Below are 19,970 nucleotides of genomic sequence, written 5' to 3' on the forward strand. Positions count from 1 at the left end.
TTTCAGTTTCTTGTCGTCTACACGGAAACTGTTGACCGGGCTTGTGAGCCCCGGATAGACAGACTCCGTGCCCCCTTTCCTGCCTCTGGTTACACGTGACCACATCGACTTCGGCCGGGTGTGGTCGGCGTCCTGTCCGGGTTGACGCGACACCGTCGGCCGGCCACGGATTTCCCCCTGACACCCGATCAGGCCGTTCCCGCCGCCGCTCCCCGGACCAGACCCCGCCCCCTGTACACCCTCACCCCCACCCGTCGACCACGCAGAGAAAAGGGCTGAACCATGCCAGTCGAATTCCTTGGAATGGGCGCCACCAACGACGCCACTGAGACCAACCCGCGTACTGGCACCGCCAGTTTCAACAAGGACTACACCCTGCGCCTGGCCCGCGCTCACGAGGACCACGGCTGGGACCGGGTCCTGTTCGCGTACGCCTCGAACACGCCAGACCCGGGGCAGGTCGCCGCCTTCGTCGCGGCGCACACCGACAAACTTCAGATCCTGCTCGCCCACCGGCCGAACGTGTCCTACCCGACCTTCGCCGCCAAGACCTTCGCCTCGCTCGACACGATCAGCGACGGCCGGCTCACGCTGCACTTCATAACGGGCGGCAACGACCGCGACCAGCAGCGTGAAGGCGACTACCTGACCAAGGACGAGCGGTACGGGCGCACCCGCGAGTACATCCAGATCCTCAAGCGGGCCTGGGCGAGCAAGGATCCGTTCGACCACAACGGCGAGCACTACCGCTTCGAGGACTTCGCGCTCGACTCGTTCCCCGTCCAGCCGTCCGGACCGCGCATCTCGTTCGGCGGCTCTTCGCAGGCCGCGTACGAAGTCGGCGCTCAGGAGGCGGACATCTACTGCCTGTGGGGCGAGCCGCTGGACCGCACCAAAGAGCAGATCGACCGCATCCAGGCCCTCGGAAGGCAGTTCGGCCGGACTGAACGGCTGCGCGTCCAGGTCGCCTTCCGGCCCATCCTCGGGGCTACCGAGGACCTCGCGTGGGAGAAGGCGCACCGCACGCTCGACCGCATCGAGGCCAGGAAGGCGTCCGGCGGGCGGCTCATCCGCGAGCGCTTCACCGACAAGCCGCAGAACACCGGCTCGCAGCGGCTCCTGGAAGCGGCGGCGCAGGGGGAACTGCACGACCGCGCGCTGTGGACGCCGACCGCCAAGGCCACCGGCGGCCAGGGCAACTCCACCGCGCTCGTCGGCACCCCCGAGACGGTCGCCCAAGCCCTCCTCGACTACTACGACCTGGGCGTGGATATCCTCTCGGCACGCGGCTACGACCTGCTCGACGACGCCATCGACTTCGGCCGGTACGTCATCCCGATCGTCCGCGAAGAGGTCGCCAAGCGCGACAAGGCCGTGCTCGACAAGGCCGTGCTCGACAAGGCCGTGCTCGACAAGGCCGTGCTCGACAAGGCCGTGCTCGACAAAGCGGCGTCCGAAAAGCAGGGCGCCCGGGACAAGGTGGACGCATGACCGACACGACAGCCGCCCCGCGCCGGGCCACGCTCGACGACCCGGCCGCCCGGCCGCTGATCGACGAACTCACCGAGGAGTACACCCGGCGCTACCCGGACTACGCGGACGCGGCCACCGAGGTCGAGCGTTACCCGGCACACGAGTTCACCCCCGAGCACGGCGGGGTGCTGCTGATCCTCGAAGAAGAGGGCTCCTCGGTCGCCGGGGGCGCGTTCCGCCGCTACGCGGACGACACCGCCGAACTGAAGCGGATCTGGACCCACTCGGCGCACCGGCGGCGCGGCCTGGGCGCGGTCGTGGTGACAGCCCTCGAGGAGGAGGCCGTCCGCCAGGGGTACGGGAAGGTCTACCTCACCACCGGGCCCCGGCAGCCGGAGGCGAAGGGGCTCTACCTGAAGCTCGGATACCGGGCCCTGTTCGACGTGGAAGCCGACCCGGAGACGATCGGATTCCTGGCCTTCGAAAAGGACCTCTGACGGACACCGGGCGTTCCGCTGCCACCTGGCGGGAGCGGAACGCCCGGTTTCTCTACGCGAAGGGCACCCAGGTGCCGTGCGCCAGGTCGCCCAGCGGGGTGGCCGTCAGCCCGTCGTCCGACAGCGTCCACAAGTCGGTGCCGATCACCAGCGACCGGCGGATCTCCGCACCACCCGGGTGCGTCACCGTGCCGGCCTGCGTCAGCGACGCCCCGTGCAGCCGGAGGACGATCGCGTACGAATTTCCCGTGGCGCGCACCGGCACGACCAGCGTGCCGTCCTTCTCCCAATACAGGAACGCGTGCGGGTCGGTCTCCGCCTCGGACTGCCCGCCCGGCAGCGCGTACTGCGCGAGCCGCTGCGGATCCCGTAGGTCGGCGGTGTCGAACAGGGAGACCTGGGTGCCCAGTCGCCGCCCGCTGTCCGTGGCGTCCTGGCCCACACCGATCAGCTTCGAACCGTCGCCGACCGGGTGCAGGTACGCCGAATAGCCGTTGATCTTCAGCTCGCCGACGACCTTCGGGGCCTTGGGGTCCCGCAGGTCCAGGGTGTACAGCGGGTCGGTCTGCCGGAACGTGACCACATAGCCGACGGGGCCGGTGAACCGTACGGCATAGATCTTCTCTCCCCGGCCCAGGCCGGCGACCCGGCCGGTCTCGACGAGTTCACCACCCCGCGGTTCCAGGACGGTCACCACGCTCTCCGTGGCCGCCGGCGACGGGGGCATGATCCGGGGAGCGCCCGGCGGCACGGGCGAGGCCGTGAAGTCGCGGGAACCGCCGCTGTACGCGGGGTCGAGTGTCGTCGCGATCCGCAGACGGCCGTCGTACTCGCTCATCGAATACTGGTTGAGCAGTGAACCCGCGACATCGCCGGTAGCCGTGTGCCGGGGGGTGCCCGTACCGCTGATGTCGAATCGGTAGACGGCGGTCCGCGTCTGCGGACGCCAGGATCCACCGCGCTTGGTGACACCGCTCTGGTCGTAACGCGCCGCCACGTAAAGGTTCGTGGCCGATCCGTACACGGCGTCCGCGTCGGTGGAAACTGACACCGGGTCACCCTTGTCGAGGTCCCGCGTGAGGTCGAACGACAGGATGCTCATCAACGACTGCGCGGAGTAGCCCTCCGCGCCCGGCTCGAGCGCCGGACGGCTGATCCGGTCGCAGTCGAGGAGCCGACCGCTGTTGGACTTGTCACCGTTGGTGAGCGAATAGGAGGGCAGCCAGTCGTCGATGGTCGTCCGCTCGATTGCCTGCTTCGACTTACGCACGAGTTCGTCCTGCGACGTCGACCGGTCGACTGGCTTCGGCCCGCGCGGCGCGGAGTTGACGACCACCCTGGCCGTGCTCCCGACCATCCGGGCGTCCACGTAACCGCCGTCGACGGCGAGGGTGCCCAGCACCCTGGGTGCGGCCGAGAGGTCGACCAGCAGAAGCTGTGAGCGTACGGAACTGGACGGCGGTACAAAGCCGGAGCCCGGTGCAGAGCCGGAGCCCGGCACAGACCCGGGGCCCGGCATGTCGGAGTAGACGGTACCGCCGGACTCCAGGACCACCAGCGCCCGGTCGCCCGCCAGGAACATCCCGGAAACCCTCCCGGAGTGCGGCAGTTCGGCCGTCCCGGTGACCCGGCGTGCGGCGGCGTCCACTACCTGGAGCCGGTCATGGCCAACCGTCACAATCCGCCGCCCGTCGGTCTTCACCAGATCGGGCTCGTCGACGTCCTTCTCCTGGACGTTGGTTGTGGAGTGCTCCTGCGCCGGAGCCTTCCGGTCGGCCCCGGTCTGCGGCCCGGCGGCACCCGGTGCGGCGGCGGGAACCCGCATGTCCTGCGCGGTGCCGCCCTTGGGGGCGTCCTCCATGAACTGGCCGCCGGATATCCGGCCGGCGGCCAGGCGCAGCAACGCGGCCTTCTTGAAGTCGCCGAGCAGCGTCCCGCAGGAGTCGAAGGCCGCGAGGTCCATCAGCTTCCCGCTGCGCGGCGCGACCTGTACCGCACTGTTGTTGTCAGGCTGTCGCCGCTGTACCGGATCGTCCGGACCCGAACCCTGGGAGCACGCGGTGACTGCGAACAGCCCCGCCGCCACGAGCACCGCGGCGTGCCCCCGGGCCGTCCGGCGCCGGCCACGTCCCTTGCTGTCATCGCTTCGCATGGCCGTGTGACGCCGCGACGGCCGAACGGGTTCCCTACCAGTTCTGCGGCGGCTGTTGCTGTTGCCAGGGGTGCTGTTGCTGCTGGGGCTGGTACGGCGGCGGGGCGTACTGCTGAGGGAACTGCGGGGCGTAGTACTGCTGGCCGTACACCTGTGTCTGCTGCCGGGACTTCCACACCTGGTAACTCACGAAGTAGCCGATGCCCCAGAAGAGGCAGAAGAAGGTCGCGATGGCGTGCGGCAGGTGCGGGAAGGGCCTCCGGACGGGACCGGTGTAGCCCTGATAGACCGGGCCCGCGAAGTTGCCCGGCTGCGGGAACGGCTGCGGGAACGGCTGCGGGAACGGCGGGGCGAACGGCGAGGCCGAGTACATCGGCACGGCGCCGGACGCCGGGTTGAACACCGGCGCGGCCGGAACCGGCCGCCGCAGCGGGATCGGGCTGCCGCGGAAGGTCACCCCGTACATCTTCCTGACCCGGTGGCCCTCCCACACCGCGAGCGCGGTGACGCTCACCGGGCCGCCCAGCGACACCGCGAGGCGCACTGCCGTGGGGATCGGCGAGTCCTTGCCCAGTGAGGTCAGGTCGCCCAGCGAGGCCGTCCACGCCAGGACCGGCGCCAACACCGTCGGCAGCAGCAGGTGCCCGTCCGCCGCCCGGAACAGGTGCCGGGGGATCAGCAGCGTCGCCCGCCACCAGAACGACATCGACCAGATGCCGACGACCAGGACCACAAGCAGAGCGGGCGTCGCGATCAGGGGATTGGCGTTCGGCATGAGCGCGGCGGCACCCGCGAGGATCCCGAAGCCGAGCAGCGCGGAGCCGAAGAAGACCCCCATCGACCGCAGCGGGTGGCCCATGCTGCGCATCGTCTCCCGGCGCACGTCCGACCGGGCCATGGCGATGAACAGGACGATGCACAGCGGACACACGAAGACCGCGATGATGAGCGGAAGGAACACCCGCGACACCTGGTCGTTCACCGCGTCCTCGGCGACGCCGTACATCACGGCGACCCCGACGATCGAGGCGATGCCCAGCCACGTGCGCCACAGGCGGGCCTGCTCCAGGACCGTGTCCTGCGGCGCCAGCCGGAAGCGTGGCGCGAAGTGCTTCTCGGCGACCTTCTTCGGGCCGGAGAAGAATCGTCGCAGGTCACGGCGTGGCCGGACGGGCGCGGGCTGGTGCGCGGGCGGACCGCCCGGCCAGGACTGGTGACTCAAGGGGAACTGTCCTCTTCCCTGCGTACGCACACATCACACGGGCAACACTGACAAGACGCGGCAGCATAGTGGCAGAGCTGACCGGCTGTCATGGCACCCGAAAGGCGCGGCGGGGCGTGAACCCGGCGCACTCGGGCAGATCTTCGAAGAAAAGTCGCCTACGACACCCGAGGAGCATTCAGATGGCACTATGGCCCGGCCGTCCCTATCCGCTCGGCGCCACGTACGACGGGACCGGCACCAACTTCGCGTTGTACAGCGGTGAGGCCGAGGGCGTGGACCTGTGCCTGCTCGACGGTGCCGGCTTGGGCAGTGCCGGCTTGGGCGGTGTCGGCTTGGGCGGTGTCGGCTTGGGCGGTGTCGGCTTGGGCGGTGCCGGCTTGGGCGGTGCCGGGCAGGAACGGCGGATCTCCCTGCGGGAGGTCGACGGCGGGGTGTGGCACGGCTACGTCCCGGGTGTGCAGCCGGGACAGCGTTACGGGTTCCGCGTCCACGGTCCGTGGGACCCCGCGCGGGGCCTGCGGTGCAACGTCAACAAACTCCTCGTAGACCCGTACGGAAAGGCCTTCGACGGCCGGATCCGCTGGGGGCAGGGCGTGTTCGGCTACAGCTTCGGCGAGCCCGACGTCATGGACACGACCGACTCGGCACCGGACATGATGACCTCCGTGGTGGTCAACCCCTTCTTCGACTGGGGTGACGACCGGCGCCCGGGGATCCCGTACCACGAGACGATCATCTACGAGGCGCACGTCCGCGGCCTGACGATGCGTCATCCGGACATCCCCGACGAGATCCGCGGCACGTACGCGGCGCTCGCGCACCCGGTGATGATCGACTACTTCAAGAACCTCGGCATCACCGCGATCGAACTGATGCCGGTGCACCAGTTCGTCCATGACGGGCACCTCGAAGCGCGCGGTCTGCGCAACTACTGGGGCTACAACACCCTCGGCTTCTTCGCCCCGCACAACGAGTACTCCTCCACCGGTCAACTCGGCCAGCAGGTGCAGGAGTTCCGCTACATGGTCAAATGCCTGCACCAGGCCGGCATCGAGGTCATCCTCGACGTGGTCTACAACCACACCGCCGAAGGCAACCACCTCGGGCCGACGCTGTCCTTCCGCGGCATCGACAACCCCGGCTACTACCGGCTCGCCGACGACCAGCGCTACTACAACGACACCACCGGCACAGGCAACTCCCTGCGGATGTCCCACCCCCACGTGCTCCAGCTCATCATGGACTCCCTGCGCTACTGGGTCACCGACATGCACGTCGACGGCTTCCGCTTCGACCTCGCGGCCACCCTCGCGCGGCAGTTCCACGAAGTCGACCGGCTCTCGGCCTTCTTCGACCTCGTCCAGCAGGACCCGGTGGTCAGTCAGGTCAAACTCATCGCCGAACCGTGGGACGTCGGGGAAGGCGGCTACCAGGTCGGCAACTTCCCGCCGCTGTGGACCGAGTGGAACGGCCGCTACCGCGACTCCGTACGCGACATGTGGCGCGGTGAGTCCGGCTCGCTCCCGGAGTTCGGCGCTCGGCTGACCGGCTCGTCCGACCTCTACCAGGACGACGGACGCCGCCCGTTCGCGTCGATAAACTTCATCACCTGCCACGACGGCTTCCCGCTGCACGACCTCGTCTCGTACAACGACAAGCACAACGAGGCCAACGGCGAGGACAACCGGGACGGCGAAAACCACAACCGCTCCTGGAACTTCGGAGTGGAGGGTGACACCGACAACTTGGAGATCCTGGTCCTGCGGGAGAAGCAGAAGCGCAACCTGCTCACCACCCTGCTGCTGTCCCAGGGCGTCCCCATGCTGGCCCACGGCGACGAGATCGGCCGCACCCAGCGCGGCAACAACAACGCCTACTGCCAGGACAACGAGATCTCCTGGATGGACTGGGAACGCGGCCGCGAGCAGTGGGTCCTCCTGGAATGGGTGCAGCGGGTGATCCGGCTGCGCCGCGCGCACCCGGTCTTCCGCCGCCGCCGGTTCCTGCGCGGCCGGCCCGCCGACGACGACCCCAAGGGCCTGCCGGACATCGCCTGGTTCACCCCGGAGGGCAGGATGATGAGGCCGCGCGACTGGAACGCGGGTTTCAACAAGTCCGTAGCCGTCTACCTCAACGGCGACGCGATCGCCGAACCGGGCCCGCGCGGCGAGGCCGTCAGTGACGACTCGTTCCTGCTCCTGGTCAACGCGCACGACGGGCCCCTGGACTTCAAGATCCCGGCGAAGAAGTACGGATCGGCCTGGCAGTCGGAACTCGACACCGCCGCGGTGGTGGTCCTGGACCGCGACAAACCGGCCGCGAAGGCTGGCGGCACACTCCATCTGGACGGCCGGTCGATGCAGGTGCTCAAACGCCTTTTCTAGGGGCGGTCGTACGGCGGGCGCCCCGCCAGGACGCGAAGCGCCCGCCGTCAGGTTCAGCGGAAGGCGTTCTGTCCGGTGAGGGCCTGCCCGAGCACCAGCGTGTGGACCTCGGTCGTGCCCTCGTACGTCAGCACCGACTCCAGGTTGTTGGCGTGCCGCAGGACCGGGTAGTCCAGCGTGATGCCGTTGGCCCCCAGGATCGTCCGGGCCGTCCGGGCGATCTCCATGGACTCCCGTACATTGTTGAGCTTGGCCGCACTGACCTGAAGCGGCGTCAGCTGACCGGACTCCTTCAGCCGGCCGAGGCGCAGCGCGAGCAGGTAGCCCTTGCCGAGTTCCAGGGCCATGTCGGCGAGTTTCTGCTGGGTCAGCTGGTAGCCGCCGAGCGGCTTGTCGAACACTTCGCGTGTCGACGCGTAGTCGATCGCCGTGGTCAGGCACTCGCGGGCCGAACCCAGGCAGCCGAACACGATCCCGAGCCGGGCCTCGTCCAGGCAGCTCAGCGGCGCGCGCAGTCCCTCGGCCAGCGGCAGCACCGCGTCGGCCGGGAGCCGGACGTCGTCGAACGACAGCGACGAGGTGACCGAGATGCGCATCGACAGCTTCTGCTTGATGTCGGTCGCGGTGAAGCCGGGAGTGCCCTGGGGCACGAGGAAACCCCGTACGCCTTCGTCCGTCCTGGCCCAGACCACGGCGACGTCGGCGATCGAGCCGCTCGTGATCCACATCTTGGAGCCGTTGAGGATCCAGTCCGTGCCGTCCTTCTTGGCGTTCGTCCGCATCCCGCCGGGGTTGGAGCCGAAGTCCGGTTCGGTCAGGCCGTAGCAGCCGATCGCCTCGCCGGCGGCCAGCCGCGGGAGCCACTGCTGCTTCTGCTCACCGGAGCCGAACTTGTGGATCGCGAACATGGCCAGCGAGCCCTGGACGGACAGGAAACTGCGCAGCGCGGCGTCCGCGGCCTCCATCTCCATGCACGCCAGGCCGTACGACACGGTGTTGACCCCGGCGCATCCGTAGCCCTCCAACTGCATGCCGAGCAGGCCGAGCCGGCCGAACTCGGGGACCAGCTCACGCGGGAAGTGCCCACGCTCGAACCAGTCGGCCAGGTGCGGGCGGATCTGTTCGTCGGCGAACCGGCGGACGGTGTCCCGGACGGCCGTCTCTTCATCGGTGAGCAGATCGGGACCGCAGATCAGCTCGATGGGGTCGGCAGTCGGGGTGGGGGTTGTGCGGGCGGCCTGCGGCATGTCCGGCTTCCTCGCTCCGTCGGTGGCGTGGGGTCGGAGCCGACGTTAGTGCGATCCGGCCGCAGAAGGTATGTCATACCGGGGTTGGGATCGGGTTTCACGATTGAACGCAGCAGGTGGCGGCGGATGGGGTGCAGCCGGATCGGGCGGCCCCACACCAGGTGTTCGCCACCGGGTGGGGACAGGACACCACCCGTGGAGGGGTCTCCGGCGAACCAGAGTTTGTCCTGTTCCGACCGGGCGAGCGGACGCCAGTTGTCGGTGCGGGCGGTGATCGCGAGGGTGAACTGGGACCGGTCGCCGAGCGGATCGATGAGGATCACGACCGGGTGGCCGCCCAGGGCGTGGAAGCGGTACGGGCAGGCGACCCACGGGTAGCGGCGCAGCGTGCGGTCCATCCGGGCGGCGTTGACGGACCCGCCGACGCCGACGCACGTGGCCAGCACACCGGCGGTGCTGAGCGCGGACGCCAGTATCCGCAGCGCCGGGTGGCTGTCGGCCGTCAGCACGAGTGTCTGGACGGCGAGGCCGGTGAGCAGGGTGAGCAGCCCGGCCGCCGTGAGCGCCCAGGAGCGCAGCCGGTAGTAGCGCAGCGCGCGGGCCGTGGCGGGTTCGGACAGCGCGCATCCCGCGGGTGGCGGGGTTCCGACGCGACGCATGGTCCCAGGGTAGGAGCCGCGGGCCCGGTGCGGGGGAGTGGCGGGAAACGGGCTGGGTTGTGCCCAGCCCGGACGGTGGTCCGGGTGCACTCGTACGGCGGACACGGAGCGGTCTGCGGAAATTACCGTAGGGGGGTAGGGGAGCAGTTGTTTTCCAGGTTTTTTTGGCAGGCGGTGGGGTTGTCGACGGGTTTGACGGTGCGGTGTCGGCCCGCTGAGCTGCGGGTTCGGGCAATTTCCGGAGATGCTCCGCCGATCTCTTGCCTAGATACCCCCTAGGGGTATAACTTCAGTGATGTGAAGCCGAACGGATGCCCGACGGGCGCCGGGTGGCGGGATCAAGCACACTGAACGGTCGCCCCCGGCGGCCGGATCCGCCGGAACCCTCAAAGGAGTCAGCCATGAGCACTGCCACCTACACCGTCACCGGAATGACCTGCGGCCACTGCGTCGCCTCGGTGACCGAGGAGGTCACCGAGGTCCCGGGTGTCACCGACGTCAAGGTCGAACTCGCCACCGGCCTGGTCACCGTGACCGCCGCCGGCGGTCCGGTCGACGACGAGGCCGTACGCAAGGCCGTAGCCGAGGCCGGCTACCAGACGGTCTGAGGGTCCGCCCCGGCCGCGCCGCCCGCCGACGGCGCGGCCGGGGCCTCGATACCCCTACCCCGTAGTAGTAGAATTTGCCAGTGCCGGACCCGGGAGGACCAGACATGACCACCCCGAACACACCGACTCCGGTCGGCGCGCACATCGACCTGGAGCTCGGTGGCATGACCTGCTCCTCCTGCGCCAACCGCATCGAGCGCAAACTCAACAAACTGGACGGCGTCCAGGCGAGCGTGAACTTCGCCCTGGAGCGGGCGAGCGTCAGCTACCCGGCCGACCTGGACCCCGCCGCCCTCGTCGCGGCCGTCGAGTCGGCCGGATACACGGCATCACCCGTACAGCAGAAGTCGGCGGAAGCCGCCGGACCCGCGGCGGACGCCCCGCTCAAGGCCCTGCGGCAGCGGCTGCTCGTCAGCGCCGCGCTCGCCGCACCGGTGATCGTCCTCTCCATGGTCCCGCCCTTCCAGTTCCGCTTCTGGCAGTGGCTGATCCTGATGCTCGCCGCACCCGTGGTCGTCTGGGGCGGCTGGCCGTTCCACCAGGCCGCCGTGAAGAACCTGCGGCACGGTGCGGCCACCATGGACACCCTCGTCTCCCTCGGCACCCTGGCCGCCTTCGGCTGGTCGCTGTACGCCCTGTTCTTCGGCGGCGCCGGTGAACCGGGCATGACGATGGACTTCAACTTCACTGCCGGTACGGGCGGACACGCCGAGCCCTACCTCGAAGCCGCCGCCGGAGTGATCGCGTTCCTGCTCGCCGGGCGCTACTTCGAAGCCCGCTCCAAGCGGAAGGCGGGCGCGGCGCTCAAGGCCCTGCTCGAACTGGGCGCGAAGGACGTGACCGTCGTACGGGACGACGGACGCGAAGAGCTGATCCCGGTCGACCGGCTGACCCCCGGTATGCGGTTCGTCGTCCGCCCGGGGGAGAAGATCGCCACGGACGGCGAGGTCGTCGAAGGCTCCTCGGCCGTGGACGCCTCGATGCTCACCGGCGAATCCGTACCCGTCGAAGTCGGCCCCGGGGACACCGTCACCGGCGCGACCGTCAACGCCGGAGGCCGCCTCGTCGTCAAGGCGACCCGCGTCGGCGCCGACACCCAGCTCGCCCGGATGGGCCAGCTGGTGTCCGACGCCCAGACCGGCAAGGCCGCCGTGCAGCGCCTCGCCGACCGGGTCTCCGCGGTCTTCGTCCCGGTGGTCATCGCCCTGGCCGTCGCCACCCTCGGCTTCTGGCTCGGCACCGGCGCAGGCGGCATCGAGGCCTTCACCGCGGCCGTCGCCGTACTCGTCATCGCCTGCCCCTGCGCCCTGGGCCTGGCCACCCCGGTGGCCCTGCTCGTCGGCACCGGACGCGGCGCGCAGATCGGCATCCTGATCAAGGGGCCGGAAGCCCTGGAGTCCACCCGCAAGGTCGACACCATCGTCCTGGACAAGACCGGCACCGTCACCGAAGGCCGGATGACCGTCACCGGCGTCGTCCCGGCCGCCGGACAGGACGCGGCAGAACTGCTGCGCCTGGCCGGCGCCCTCGAACACGCCAGTGAACACCCCATCGCCAAGGCGATCGCCGCCGAAGCCGCAGCCCGCTTCGGCGACCTCCCCGGAGTCGAATCCTTCACCAACCGCGAAGGCCGCGGCGTCGAAGGAGTGGTCGACGGCCACGCCGTCCTCGCCGGACGGCCCAGCCTCCTCGAAGACTGGGCCCTGGAAGTCCCGCAGGACCTCAAGGACGCCCTGGACCAGGCAGAAGAATCGGGGCGTACGGCCATCGCCGTGGCCTGGGACGGCGAAGCCCGCGGCGTCCTGGTCGTCGCCGACACCGTCCGGCCGACCTCGAAGGCCGCGATCGCCGGATTCAGGAAGCTCGGACTGACCCCCGTGCTGCTCACCGGCGACAACGAGCGCGCCGCCAGAGCCGTCGCCGCACAGGTCGGCATCGACGAGGTCATCGCCGGAGTCCTGCCCGAAGGCAAGGTCGACGCGGTCCGCAGGCTCCAGGCCGAAGGCCGTACGGTCGCCATGGTCGGCGACGGGGTCAACGACGCGGCGGCCCTGGCCACCGCCGACCTCGGCCTGGCGATGGGGACCGGCACCGACGCCGCCATCGAAGCAGCCGACCTGACCCTCGTCCGCGGCGACCTGACCGCCGCCGTGGACGCGATCCGGCTCAGCCGATCCACCCTGCGGACGATCAAGTCCAACCTGTTCTGGGCCTTCGCCTACAACGTCGCGGCCATCCCGCTCGCGGTGGCCGGACTGCTCAACCCGATGATCGCCGGAGCGGCCATGGCCTTCTCCTCGGTCTTCGTGGTGGCCAACTCGCTGCGCCTGCGGCGCTTCAAGGCCACCGGCCAGGAGGCGGCGATAGCTGCGAGCACAGCGGTCGCCGGGCCGGTACGGGAGAGCGTGAGCGCCTGAGTCGCGCCCGGGAGTTCACAGCGCGGGGGCGTCACCGGAGGCCGGTGACGCCCCCGCGGCCGTTCCGGTGACCGTCCCGGCCGCCGGCCCGGACTGCCGCCGCCGGACCAGGTACACCGCCACACCCGTCAGCGCGCACCCGGCGAACACCGACACCACCACCGGGGCGGACACGCCGTCCCGCAGCGACGCTCCGGCCGCCACCTGGACGAGGGTCATCGGCACCAGGCCGACCGCCGTACCGATGAGGAAGTGCCCGAGCCGGACACTCGTCGCCGCCGCACCCCAGTTGACCGCGGAGGCCGGAAGTATCGGAATCATCCGAAGGACCATGATGGGCACGATGCCGTCCCGGGCCAGGCGGGCGTCGAGGTCGGCGAGCACCTTGCGTTTGAACAGCCAGGCCCGCACCCGATCCCGGCCGATCCGGCGGCCGATGACAAAGGACAGCCAGCCGCCCGCGGTCGCCCCGGCCACGCAGACCACCAGGCCTGTGGTCAGGCCGAACAGGGCACCGGCCGCCGGAGCGAACAGCGTCTTGGGTATCAGGGCGGTCACCCCGAGGGCGCAGACCACCAGGAAGACCACGATGGTCACCGGCAGCGGCCATGAGGTCCAGGCGCCGTCGTGCAACCAGTTCCGCAGCGTTTCCACGGGTGGGGTCCTCCAAGGGGTGATGAGCGGCCCGACGTCGGCGGACTGTCCATCGTAGGCACCAGTACAACCGCAACACGTCCCGAGTACGTCACACCGCTTACGGAGCGGCCCTCCGGCATGTTAAAACCTAGTAGTCAGTAGGTTTTCGATCCGGCTGTTACCAATCAGTGGTACGGAATCCGGATCCCCGCCAGGAGGTCAACGATGACCGGCTCCACCCCCACCCGCGCATCCGTACGCGGCGAGGCCACCGCACCGTACGAGAACGCGGCACTCCCAGTCGCCGAGCGCGTCGAGGACCTCCTCCAGCGGATGACGCTGGAGGAGAAGGCCGGTCTGATGTTCCAGACCATTGCTGTGATGGGCCCCGAGGGCACCGTCGTCGAAGGCGGCGACAGCCCGTTCGGCCGCGCCACCGTGGACATGATGGACAACTCCCTCATGAACCACTTCAACCTCCTCGGTGACGCCAGGCCCTCGCACATCGCCGGGTGGCAGAACAAGATCCAGGAGCGCGCGCTGCGCACCCGCCTGGGCATCCCGGTCACGATCTCCACCGACCCGCGCCACCACTACATGGACAACGTGGGCGCCGCAGTCGCCACCGAGGGCTTCGCACAGTTCCCGGAGACCCTGGGCCTGGCCGCGATCAACGACGAGAAGGTCGTCGAGGAGTTCGCGGACATCACCCGCCGCGAGTACCTCGCCTGCGGCATCCGGGTGGCCCTGCACCCGCAGATCGACCTGGCGACCGAGCCGCGCTGGGCGCGTACCGGCCTGACCTTCGGCCAGGACGCGGAGATCACCGGCCGACTGGTCGCCGCCTACATCAAGGGCCTCCAGACCGACACCCTCGGCACGGAGTCGGTCGCCGCGATGGTCAAGCACTTCCCGGGCGGCGGCCCGCAGAAGGACGGCCTCGACCCGCACTTCCCGTACGGGCGCGAGCAGGTCTACCCGGGCGACAACTGGGACTACCACCTGGAGCCCTTCAAGAAGGCCCTTGAGGCCGGCTGCTCGCAGATGATGCCGTACTACGGCATGCCCGTCGGCACCGGGCACGAAGAGGCCGCCTTCGGCTTCAACAAGGGCGTCATCACCGGCATCCTGCGCGAGGAACTGGGCTTCGACGGGATCGTCTGCACCGACTGGGGCCTGATCACCGACGCTACGATCATGGACGCCACCTTCCCGGCCCGCGCGTGGGGCGTGGAGCACCTGACCGGGCTTGAGCGCGTCGAGAAGGTCCTCAACGCCGGCTGCGACCAGTTCGGCGGCGAGTCCTGCCCGCAGTACGTCATCGAACTGGTCAACTCCGGCCGCGTCAGCACGGACCGGCTCGACGTGTCGGTCCGCCGCCTGCTGAAGGAGAAGTTCGTCCTCGGCCTGTTCGAGAACCCCTTCGTGGACGCCGAAGCGGCCGACGCGCTGTGCGGCACTCCGGAGAGCCGGAAGGCCGGCGAGCTGGCCCAGAGCCGCTCGGTCACCCTGCTCAAGAACGGCACGCTTGAGGGACGCGAATCCGCACCCGTCCTGCCGCTCACCGCCGGTGTGAAGGTCTTCGTCCAGGGCCTGGACCCGGCCGTCGCGGCCGAGTACACCCAGGTCGTGGAGAAGATCGAGGACGCCGACCTGGCGATCCTGCGCCTGAAGACGCCGTACGAGCCCCGTCACACGATGTTCGAGTCGTTCTTCCACGACGGCCGCCTCGACTTCGACGACGACGAGAAGGCAGCCAACACGGCCGTCATGTCCGCGGTGCCGACGGTCGTCGACATCTACCTGGAGCGCGCCGCGGTCATCCCCGAGCTGGTCGAGGAGTCGGCCGCGCTGGTCGCCTCGTACGGCTGCTCGGACCGCTCGCTCCTGGAGACGCTGTTCGGCAACGTCGCCCCCGCGGGCCGGCTGCCGTTCCAACTGCCGGGCTCGATGGACGACGTGCGCGCGCAGCGCGAGGACGTCCCGTCGGACAGCAAGAACGCCGTGTTCGAGTTCGGCTTCGGGCTGTCCTACTAAGGCGGATCGGAACGTGACTTCCTCGGTTCGCTCCGGAAGTCACGCTCCGGCCCGTGACCTGTGTGTCCCTCTGCTCCGCACCGGGCCACTCAGCTCCTGACCGCGCCTTCGGCGCTGTGCCCGCTGCGAAGCAGCTGTGGTTCACAGCCGGGCGCTCAGGGACGCTGCACGCCCATCGCCACTCAGCGGTGATACAGCAGGGCCGGACCCCGACGGGGTCCGGCCCTGCTCCGCGTACGGCCGGCTACTTGCCGAGCGCCTCGGCCTTGGCTTCGCGCTTGGCGAAGATCCGCTCGCGCTCCGCCTCCATCTGCTTCAGCGCCGACTTGCGGTCCCGCTTGGACAGCCGGTCGATGTAGAGGTAGCCGTTGAGGTGGTCGGTCTCGTGCTGGAGGCAGCGGGCGAAGAAACCGTCGCCTTCGAGGACCACCGGGGCACCGTCCCGGTCGAAGCCGCGCACGACGGCGCGGTCGGGGCGGGCCAGGTCCTCGTACGCGCCGGGGACGGACAGACAGCCCTCGGCGGCCTCGTCGAGCGTGCGTCCGGCCGTGCCGAGATCGTCGAGTACGGGGTTCACGATGTGCCCGACGTGCCGGTCACCCTCGTCGTCCGGGCAGTCGTAGACGAATACGCGCAGGTCGACGTCCACCTGGTTCGCGGCCAGACCGACGCCGTCGGCCACGTACATGGTGGCGAACATGTCGTCGATCAGGGTGTTCAACGCGGGCGTACCGAACCCGGACACTTCCTTCAGCGGGCGGTGCAGGATCGCCTCGCCGACCTCGGTGACCCGCAGGGCCTTGCCGCGCGCCGCCTCCGGGGCCTGCGCCGGGTACGAGTCGACCAGTAGTCCCTGGTGGAACGTCTGGTGCTCGCCCTCGTGCTTGTGGTCGTGTTGCTCGGCCATCGATCGCCTTCCGCTGCCGCCCGCCGCTTCCCGCGGGGGTGTGAATCCGTACAGTCAACTGCTCGGGACCATTCTCCCCTGCGGCTGTGGCCGCCGTACGCAGGGATGGCCCCCGGCGGCCGGTGACGGGCGCGACCGGGCCCGGACAGGAGGTGCCGTGTGGGATGCGTCTCATCCCCCGGCGGATGTCCCAAATGTGCGACCTGTCAGGTCCCACAAAACGGACGGCCGGTCAGAAGTGCGCACGCATGCTTCTAATGTGGTCAGTGGCGCGATCCGGGGGTGTCGGGCCTCCCCTGATAACCGCACGTCAGATCCGGACATTCCCATGAGTCTCATCTCCCCCAACGACACTCGCCGACCGGGAACCGGGGTTCGCCGGCCCGGCCGAATAGCACGTCTGGCCGCCGTGGCGGCGTCCGTCGCTCTCCTGTCGACCGCCTGTGGCAGCGACAGCGGCAGTGGCGACACCGGGTCGGCCGCCGGCCCCGCGACCCCCAAGCCGGGCGGCTCGCTCACCTTCCTCAGCCCCGGCGACTCCGCCGGGATCGACCCGTTCAGCGCCTCCGCGATGAGCGTCGCCGACGGCAACCGCATGGCGGCCGTCTACGACGTCCTGGTGTGGACGGATCCGGTCACCGGCGTCGTCCAGCCGCAAATGGCGCAAAGCCTCACCGCGGACAACGACTCCAGTTGGACGCTGGCCGTCAAACCCGGCATCCGGTTCAGCGACGGCACTCCGCTGGACGCCGCCGCGGTCCGGGCGACCTGGCTGGAGCACACCAGCGTGGCCCGGCACTCGATCCAGGCCGGCATGGTCCAGGGCATCAAGAGCATGGACGCTGATGGCCTGGTCCTGAAGATCACGCTGGCGAAGCCGAACGCCAACTTCGACCGCCTGGTCGCCAGCGCGCTGAACTTCATCGTCTCGCCCGCCGCGCTGGCCAAGGCGGGCACGAAGCTCGGCGAGCACCCGGTGGGCGCGGGGCCTTACACACTCGCGGAGATCGTCCCGAACGACCACCAGACGCTGGTGAAGAACGCGGACTACTGGCAGAAGGGCATGCCGTACCTGGACAAGGTCGTCTTCAAGACCGACCAGAACGTGGCGAAGCTCGGGGACAACGTCAAGAACGGCCGGGGCGACCTGTCCGTCGCCGTCGACCCGGAGGCCATCCACGGGGCCGGCGAGGCCGGGCTCGACGTGACCCGGCTCAACCTGTCCGGCGGCCTCATGGTCGCCTTCAACACGAAGAAGCCGCCGTTCAACGACGTCCGGGCCCGGCAGGCGGTCGTGTCCGCGCTCAGTTCCACCGAGCTCAACGAAAAGGTGTACAGCGGCCAGGGCGCGGCGGCCCACGGGATCTTCGCGGCCAACTCGCCGCTGGCCAACAGCCAGCTCGCGCCGCTGGAGAACAACCCGGGCAAGGCCAAGGCACTGTTCGGCGTGCTCGCGGCCGAGGGCAAGAAGACCGAGTTCACCTTCCTGACGAACTCGGACCCCAACAGCCGGGAGATGGGCGCGTACGTCAAGGCCAAACTGGCGGCGTTCGCGGGTGTCACGGTGAACGTCGAACCCATCGACCCGGCCCAGCTGGCGGTCCGTCAAGCCATGGGGCAGTACGAGATGGGCCTGTCCGGCGTGTGGGCCAGCGACCCGGAACCGCTGCTCTACCACTTCATGCACTCGGGCGACTTCGCGAACCGGACCGGCTACGGCAACGCCGTCGTGGACACGGCACTTGAGGCCGCCCGTCAGACCATCGACACCGACAGCCGCCGTGAGGCGTACACGAAGGTCCAGCAGCAGGTGAACCGCGATCTGCCGTTCTGGGTCTACCAGGAGGCGACCGCCGCGGTGGTCTCCGCCAAGAAGGTCACCGGCGTGACCGCCTTCAACGACGGCCTGATCCTCTGGGACCGGGTCGGCCTGAAATAGCCTGTGCCGGGCCCGAATTGACTGCGTGTCAGCATGTATGTCCGCCGCCTGTGCTGTGATTCACGCAACACACCTTTCTGGTTGGTGTGACGCACGTCTACTGTGACGCGCGGAACGACCCCGCCCCCTGCTTCCCCAGGGCGGCGGGGTCAGTCATTTGGTGAACGCACGTACAGGATCCGGATCCCCGATGAACTTCGTACAACGCAGCACCCCCCGCACCCTGCGTCTGGCCGCCCTGCTGTGCGCCGTGGCCCTGTCGTCCGCCGCGTGCGGCGAGAGCGGCGACGGCACCCCGTCCGGTGCCGTGGGCACGCCCAAGCGCGGCGGCACCCTCAACTTCCAGCTTCCCGGCGACTCCGGCCCGTTGGACCCGCTCAGCGGTTCGCACCTCAGCATCTCCGACGGCAACCGCATGTCGGCGCTCTACGACGCGCTGGTGTGGACCGACCCGGCCACCGGAGTCATCCAGCCGCAGATGGCCCAGCTCTCCGGAGTGGACGCGGCGGGCAAGGAGTGGCTGCTGCGCCTCACCCCGGGAATCAAGTTCAGCGACGGCACTCCGCTGAACGCCGACGCGGTGAAATTCAACTGGGAGGCCAACAAAGACCCCCAGTGGCGCTCACTGCAGGCGGCGATGGTCAGCACGATGAAGCTGACGAAGGTGGCCGACAACGAACTGAAGATCGCCCTGGACCGGCCGAACGCCAACTTCGACCGGCTCGTGGCCTCCCAGCTCAACTTCATCGCCTCCCCGGCGTCGATGCAGAAGGACGGACCGGGGATCAGCAGGAAGCCGGTGGGTGCCGGGCCGTTCATGCTCGCGGAGACCGTGCCGGGCCGCATGACGATGGTGAAGAACCCGAACTACTGGCAGAAGGGCAAGCCGTACCTCGACAAGGTCGTCTTCACGTCCTCGACCGGACTCCGCAACGTCGCCAGGGACATCAAGAAGGACAGTTCGCTCGCCACCATCACCATCGACTCACAGGCGCTCAACGAAGTCGGCGGCTCGTCCGTCGGGATGCAGCGGCTCAACCTGTCCGGCGGGTTGATGGTCGTCTTCAACAACCGTACGGCGCCGTTCAACGACGTCCGCTTCCGGCAGGCGGTGGTCCTGGCGCTCAGCTCGGCCGAAATCAACGACAGGTACTACGGCGGGAAGGGCGTCCCGGCCCGGGGGATCTTCAACGCCAACTCGCCGCTGGCCAACAGTCAGCTCGCGCCGCAGGAGAACCAGCCGGAGAAGGCCAAGGCACTGTTCGCCGAACTCGCCAAGGACGGCAAGAAGCGGAACTTCACCTACATCGTGTCCCAGGACCCGGCCACCCAGGGCGTCGGCCAGCTCCTGAAGGAGAAGCTGGCGGTGTTCGGCGTCACAGTCGACATCCAGACGCTCAGCGTGGTCGACCTGGCGGTCAAGCAGGCGACGGGGGACTACCAGGCGGCGCTGTCGGGACTGTGGGCCGACGACCCGGAACCGCACCTCTACCAGCTCCTGCGCACGGGCAGTTCGAACAACTTCACCGGCTACAGCAACGACGTGGTCGACAGGCAGTTGGAGAAGGCCCGTGAGGCGGTCGACCAGGACACCCGGCGCGACGCCTACACCCAGGTCCAGCAGCAGCTCAACAAGGAAGTCCCGTTCTGGGTCTTCCAGGAGGCCGCTGCGGCGGTGCTCTTCGGCGACAAGGTCACCGGGGTGCAGCCCTACAACGACGGCCTGATCCTCTGGGACCGCGTCGGACTGAAGTAGCCGGAGCGGTCACACCAAGGCGTGGCGGCGGGT

14 protein-coding genes are annotated in these 19,970 nt (G+C 69.2%); 8 read left to right on the plus strand and 6 right to left on the minus strand.

Features of this window, described 5'->3' with window-relative positions:
* Nucleotides 1-282: 282 nt before the first annotated feature.
* Both AC0Z36_RS23370 and AC0Z36_RS23375 read left to right on the plus strand, forming a co-directional pair.
* On the plus strand, nt 283-1,491 hold the full coding sequence (locus AC0Z36_RS23370; protein WP_485464984.1) for an LLM class flavin-dependent oxidoreductase: 1,209 nt from the start codon (nt 283-285) through the stop codon (nt 1,489-1,491).
* Complete coding sequence (locus AC0Z36_RS23375) at nt 1,488-1,970, plus strand: GNAT family N-acetyltransferase (RefSeq protein ID WP_485464985.1); 483 nt, start codon at nt 1,488-1,490, stop codon at nt 1,968-1,970. Before AC0Z36_RS23370 ends, AC0Z36_RS23375 begins: the two co-directional genes overlap by 4 nt.
* 52 nt (nt 1,971-2,022) lie before the next feature.
* Here AC0Z36_RS23375 and AC0Z36_RS23380 read toward each other — a convergent pair whose 3' ends face one another.
* Both AC0Z36_RS23380 and AC0Z36_RS23385 read right to left on the minus strand, forming a co-directional pair.
* A complete protein-coding gene (locus AC0Z36_RS23380; RefSeq protein ID WP_485464986.1) occupies nt 2,023-4,122 on the minus strand; it encodes a beta-propeller domain-containing protein in 2,100 nt (699 codons plus the stop codon).
* A 34-nt stretch (nt 4,123-4,156) separates the two neighbouring features.
* On the minus strand, nt 4,157-5,344 hold the full coding sequence (locus tag AC0Z36_RS23385; RefSeq protein WP_485464987.1) for a hypothetical protein: 1,188 nt from the start codon (nt 5,342-5,344) through the stop codon (nt 4,157-4,159).
* A gap of 182 nt (nt 5,345-5,526) precedes the next feature.
* Between AC0Z36_RS23385 and glgX the strand changes: the two genes are divergently transcribed.
* Entirely contained in the window at nt 5,527-7,731 is a 2,205-nt protein-coding gene (gene glgX, locus AC0Z36_RS23390) for a glycogen debranching protein GlgX (RefSeq protein ID WP_485464988.1), read from the plus strand.
* A gap of 53 nt (nt 7,732-7,784) precedes the next feature.
* Here the strand turns inward: glgX and AC0Z36_RS23395 are convergent, their stop codons facing one another.
* Complete coding sequence (locus AC0Z36_RS23395; protein WP_485464989.1) at nt 7,785-8,978, minus strand: acyl-CoA dehydrogenase family protein; 1,194 nt, start codon at nt 8,976-8,978, stop codon at nt 7,785-7,787.
* Nucleotides 8,924-9,637: a hypothetical protein gene (locus AC0Z36_RS23400; protein WP_485464990.1), complete on the minus strand. Its 714-nt coding sequence runs from the start codon at nt 9,635-9,637 to the stop codon at nt 8,924-8,926. Before AC0Z36_RS23400 ends, AC0Z36_RS23395 begins: the two co-directional genes overlap by 55 nt.
* 401 nt (nt 9,638-10,038) lie before the next feature.
* Between AC0Z36_RS23400 and AC0Z36_RS23405 the strand changes: the two genes are divergently transcribed.
* Together AC0Z36_RS23405 and AC0Z36_RS23410 are read left to right on the plus strand one after the other, a co-directional pair.
* Nucleotides 10,039-10,245: a heavy-metal-associated domain-containing protein gene (locus tag AC0Z36_RS23405; RefSeq protein WP_485464991.1), complete on the plus strand. Its 207-nt coding sequence runs from the start codon at nt 10,039-10,041 to the stop codon at nt 10,243-10,245.
* Nucleotides 10,246-10,349: 104 nt separating this feature from the next.
* On the plus strand, nt 10,350-12,662 hold the full coding sequence (locus AC0Z36_RS23410; RefSeq protein ID WP_485464992.1) for a heavy metal translocating P-type ATPase: 2,313 nt from the start codon (nt 10,350-10,352) through the stop codon (nt 12,660-12,662).
* 15 nt (nt 12,663-12,677) lie between these two features.
* Here AC0Z36_RS23410 and AC0Z36_RS23415 read toward each other — a convergent pair whose 3' ends face one another.
* Nucleotides 12,678-13,316 carry a TVP38/TMEM64 family protein gene (locus AC0Z36_RS23415; protein WP_485464993.1) on the minus strand — a complete coding sequence of 213 codons (639 nt, stop codon included), beginning with the start codon at nt 13,314-13,316 and terminating at the stop codon, nt 12,678-12,680.
* 207 nt (nt 13,317-13,523) lie between these two features.
* On the opposite strand from AC0Z36_RS23415, the gene AC0Z36_RS23420 reads away from it, so the two are divergent.
* Complete coding sequence (locus AC0Z36_RS23420) at nt 13,524-15,335, plus strand: glycoside hydrolase family 3 protein (RefSeq protein WP_485464994.1); 1,812 nt, start codon at nt 13,524-13,526, stop codon at nt 15,333-15,335.
* Between the two features lie 244 nt (nt 15,336-15,579).
* On the opposite strand, the gene def is transcribed toward AC0Z36_RS23420, so the two are convergent.
* Nucleotides 15,580-16,242, minus strand: a complete 663-nt coding sequence (gene def, locus AC0Z36_RS23425; RefSeq protein ID WP_485464995.1) for a peptide deformylase — start codon at nt 16,240-16,242, stop codon at nt 15,580-15,582.
* A gap of 328 nt (nt 16,243-16,570) precedes the next feature.
* Between def and AC0Z36_RS23430 the strand changes: the two genes are divergently transcribed.
* Complete coding sequence (locus tag AC0Z36_RS23430; RefSeq protein ID WP_485464996.1) at nt 16,571-18,181, plus strand: ABC transporter substrate-binding protein; 1,611 nt, start codon at nt 16,571-16,573, stop codon at nt 18,179-18,181.
* A 190-nt stretch (nt 18,182-18,371) separates the two neighbouring features.
* Complete coding sequence (locus AC0Z36_RS23435) at nt 18,372-19,937, plus strand: ABC transporter substrate-binding protein (RefSeq protein ID WP_485464997.1); 1,566 nt, start codon at nt 18,372-18,374, stop codon at nt 19,935-19,937.
* Nucleotides 19,938-19,970 lie beyond the last annotated feature (33 nt).

The organism is Kitasatospora sp. UYEF31, from assembly GCF_057291755.1.

Excerpts from the sequence above, each read along its gene's own strand:
- AC0Z36_RS23400 (WP_485464990.1), bottom strand. The coding sequence starts at position 9,637 with ATGCGTCGCGTCGGAACCCCGCCACCCGCGGGATGCGCGCTGTCCGAA.
- AC0Z36_RS23375 (WP_485464985.1), top strand. The coding sequence starts at position 1,488 with ATGACCGACACGACAGCCGCCCCGCGCCGGGCCACGCTCGACGACCCG.
- glgX (WP_485464988.1), top strand. The coding sequence starts at position 5,527 with ATGGCACTATGGCCCGGCCGTCCCTATCCGCTCGGCGCCACGTACGAC.
- AC0Z36_RS23380 (WP_485464986.1), bottom strand. The coding sequence starts at position 4,122 with ATGCGAAGCGATGACAGCAAGGGACGTGGCCGGCGCCGGACGGCCCGG.
- AC0Z36_RS23435 (WP_485464997.1), top strand. The coding sequence starts at position 18,372 with ATGAACTTCGTACAACGCAGCACCCCCCGCACCCTGCGTCTGGCCGCC.
- AC0Z36_RS23420 (WP_485464994.1), top strand. The coding sequence starts at position 13,524 with ATGACCGGCTCCACCCCCACCCGCGCATCCGTACGCGGCGAGGCCACC.
- def (WP_485464995.1), bottom strand. The coding sequence starts at position 16,242 with ATGGCCGAGCAACACGACCACAAGCACGAGGGCGAGCACCAGACGTTC.
- AC0Z36_RS23410 (WP_485464992.1), top strand. The coding sequence starts at position 10,350 with ATGACCACCCCGAACACACCGACTCCGGTCGGCGCGCACATCGACCTG.
- AC0Z36_RS23405 (WP_485464991.1), top strand. The coding sequence starts at position 10,039 with ATGAGCACTGCCACCTACACCGTCACCGGAATGACCTGCGGCCACTGC.
- AC0Z36_RS23430 (WP_485464996.1), top strand. The coding sequence starts at position 16,571 with ATGAGTCTCATCTCCCCCAACGACACTCGCCGACCGGGAACCGGGGTT.
- AC0Z36_RS23395 (WP_485464989.1), bottom strand. The coding sequence starts at position 8,978 with ATGCCGCAGGCCGCCCGCACAACCCCCACCCCGACTGCCGACCCCATC.
- AC0Z36_RS23370 (WP_485464984.1), top strand. The coding sequence starts at position 283 with ATGCCAGTCGAATTCCTTGGAATGGGCGCCACCAACGACGCCACTGAG.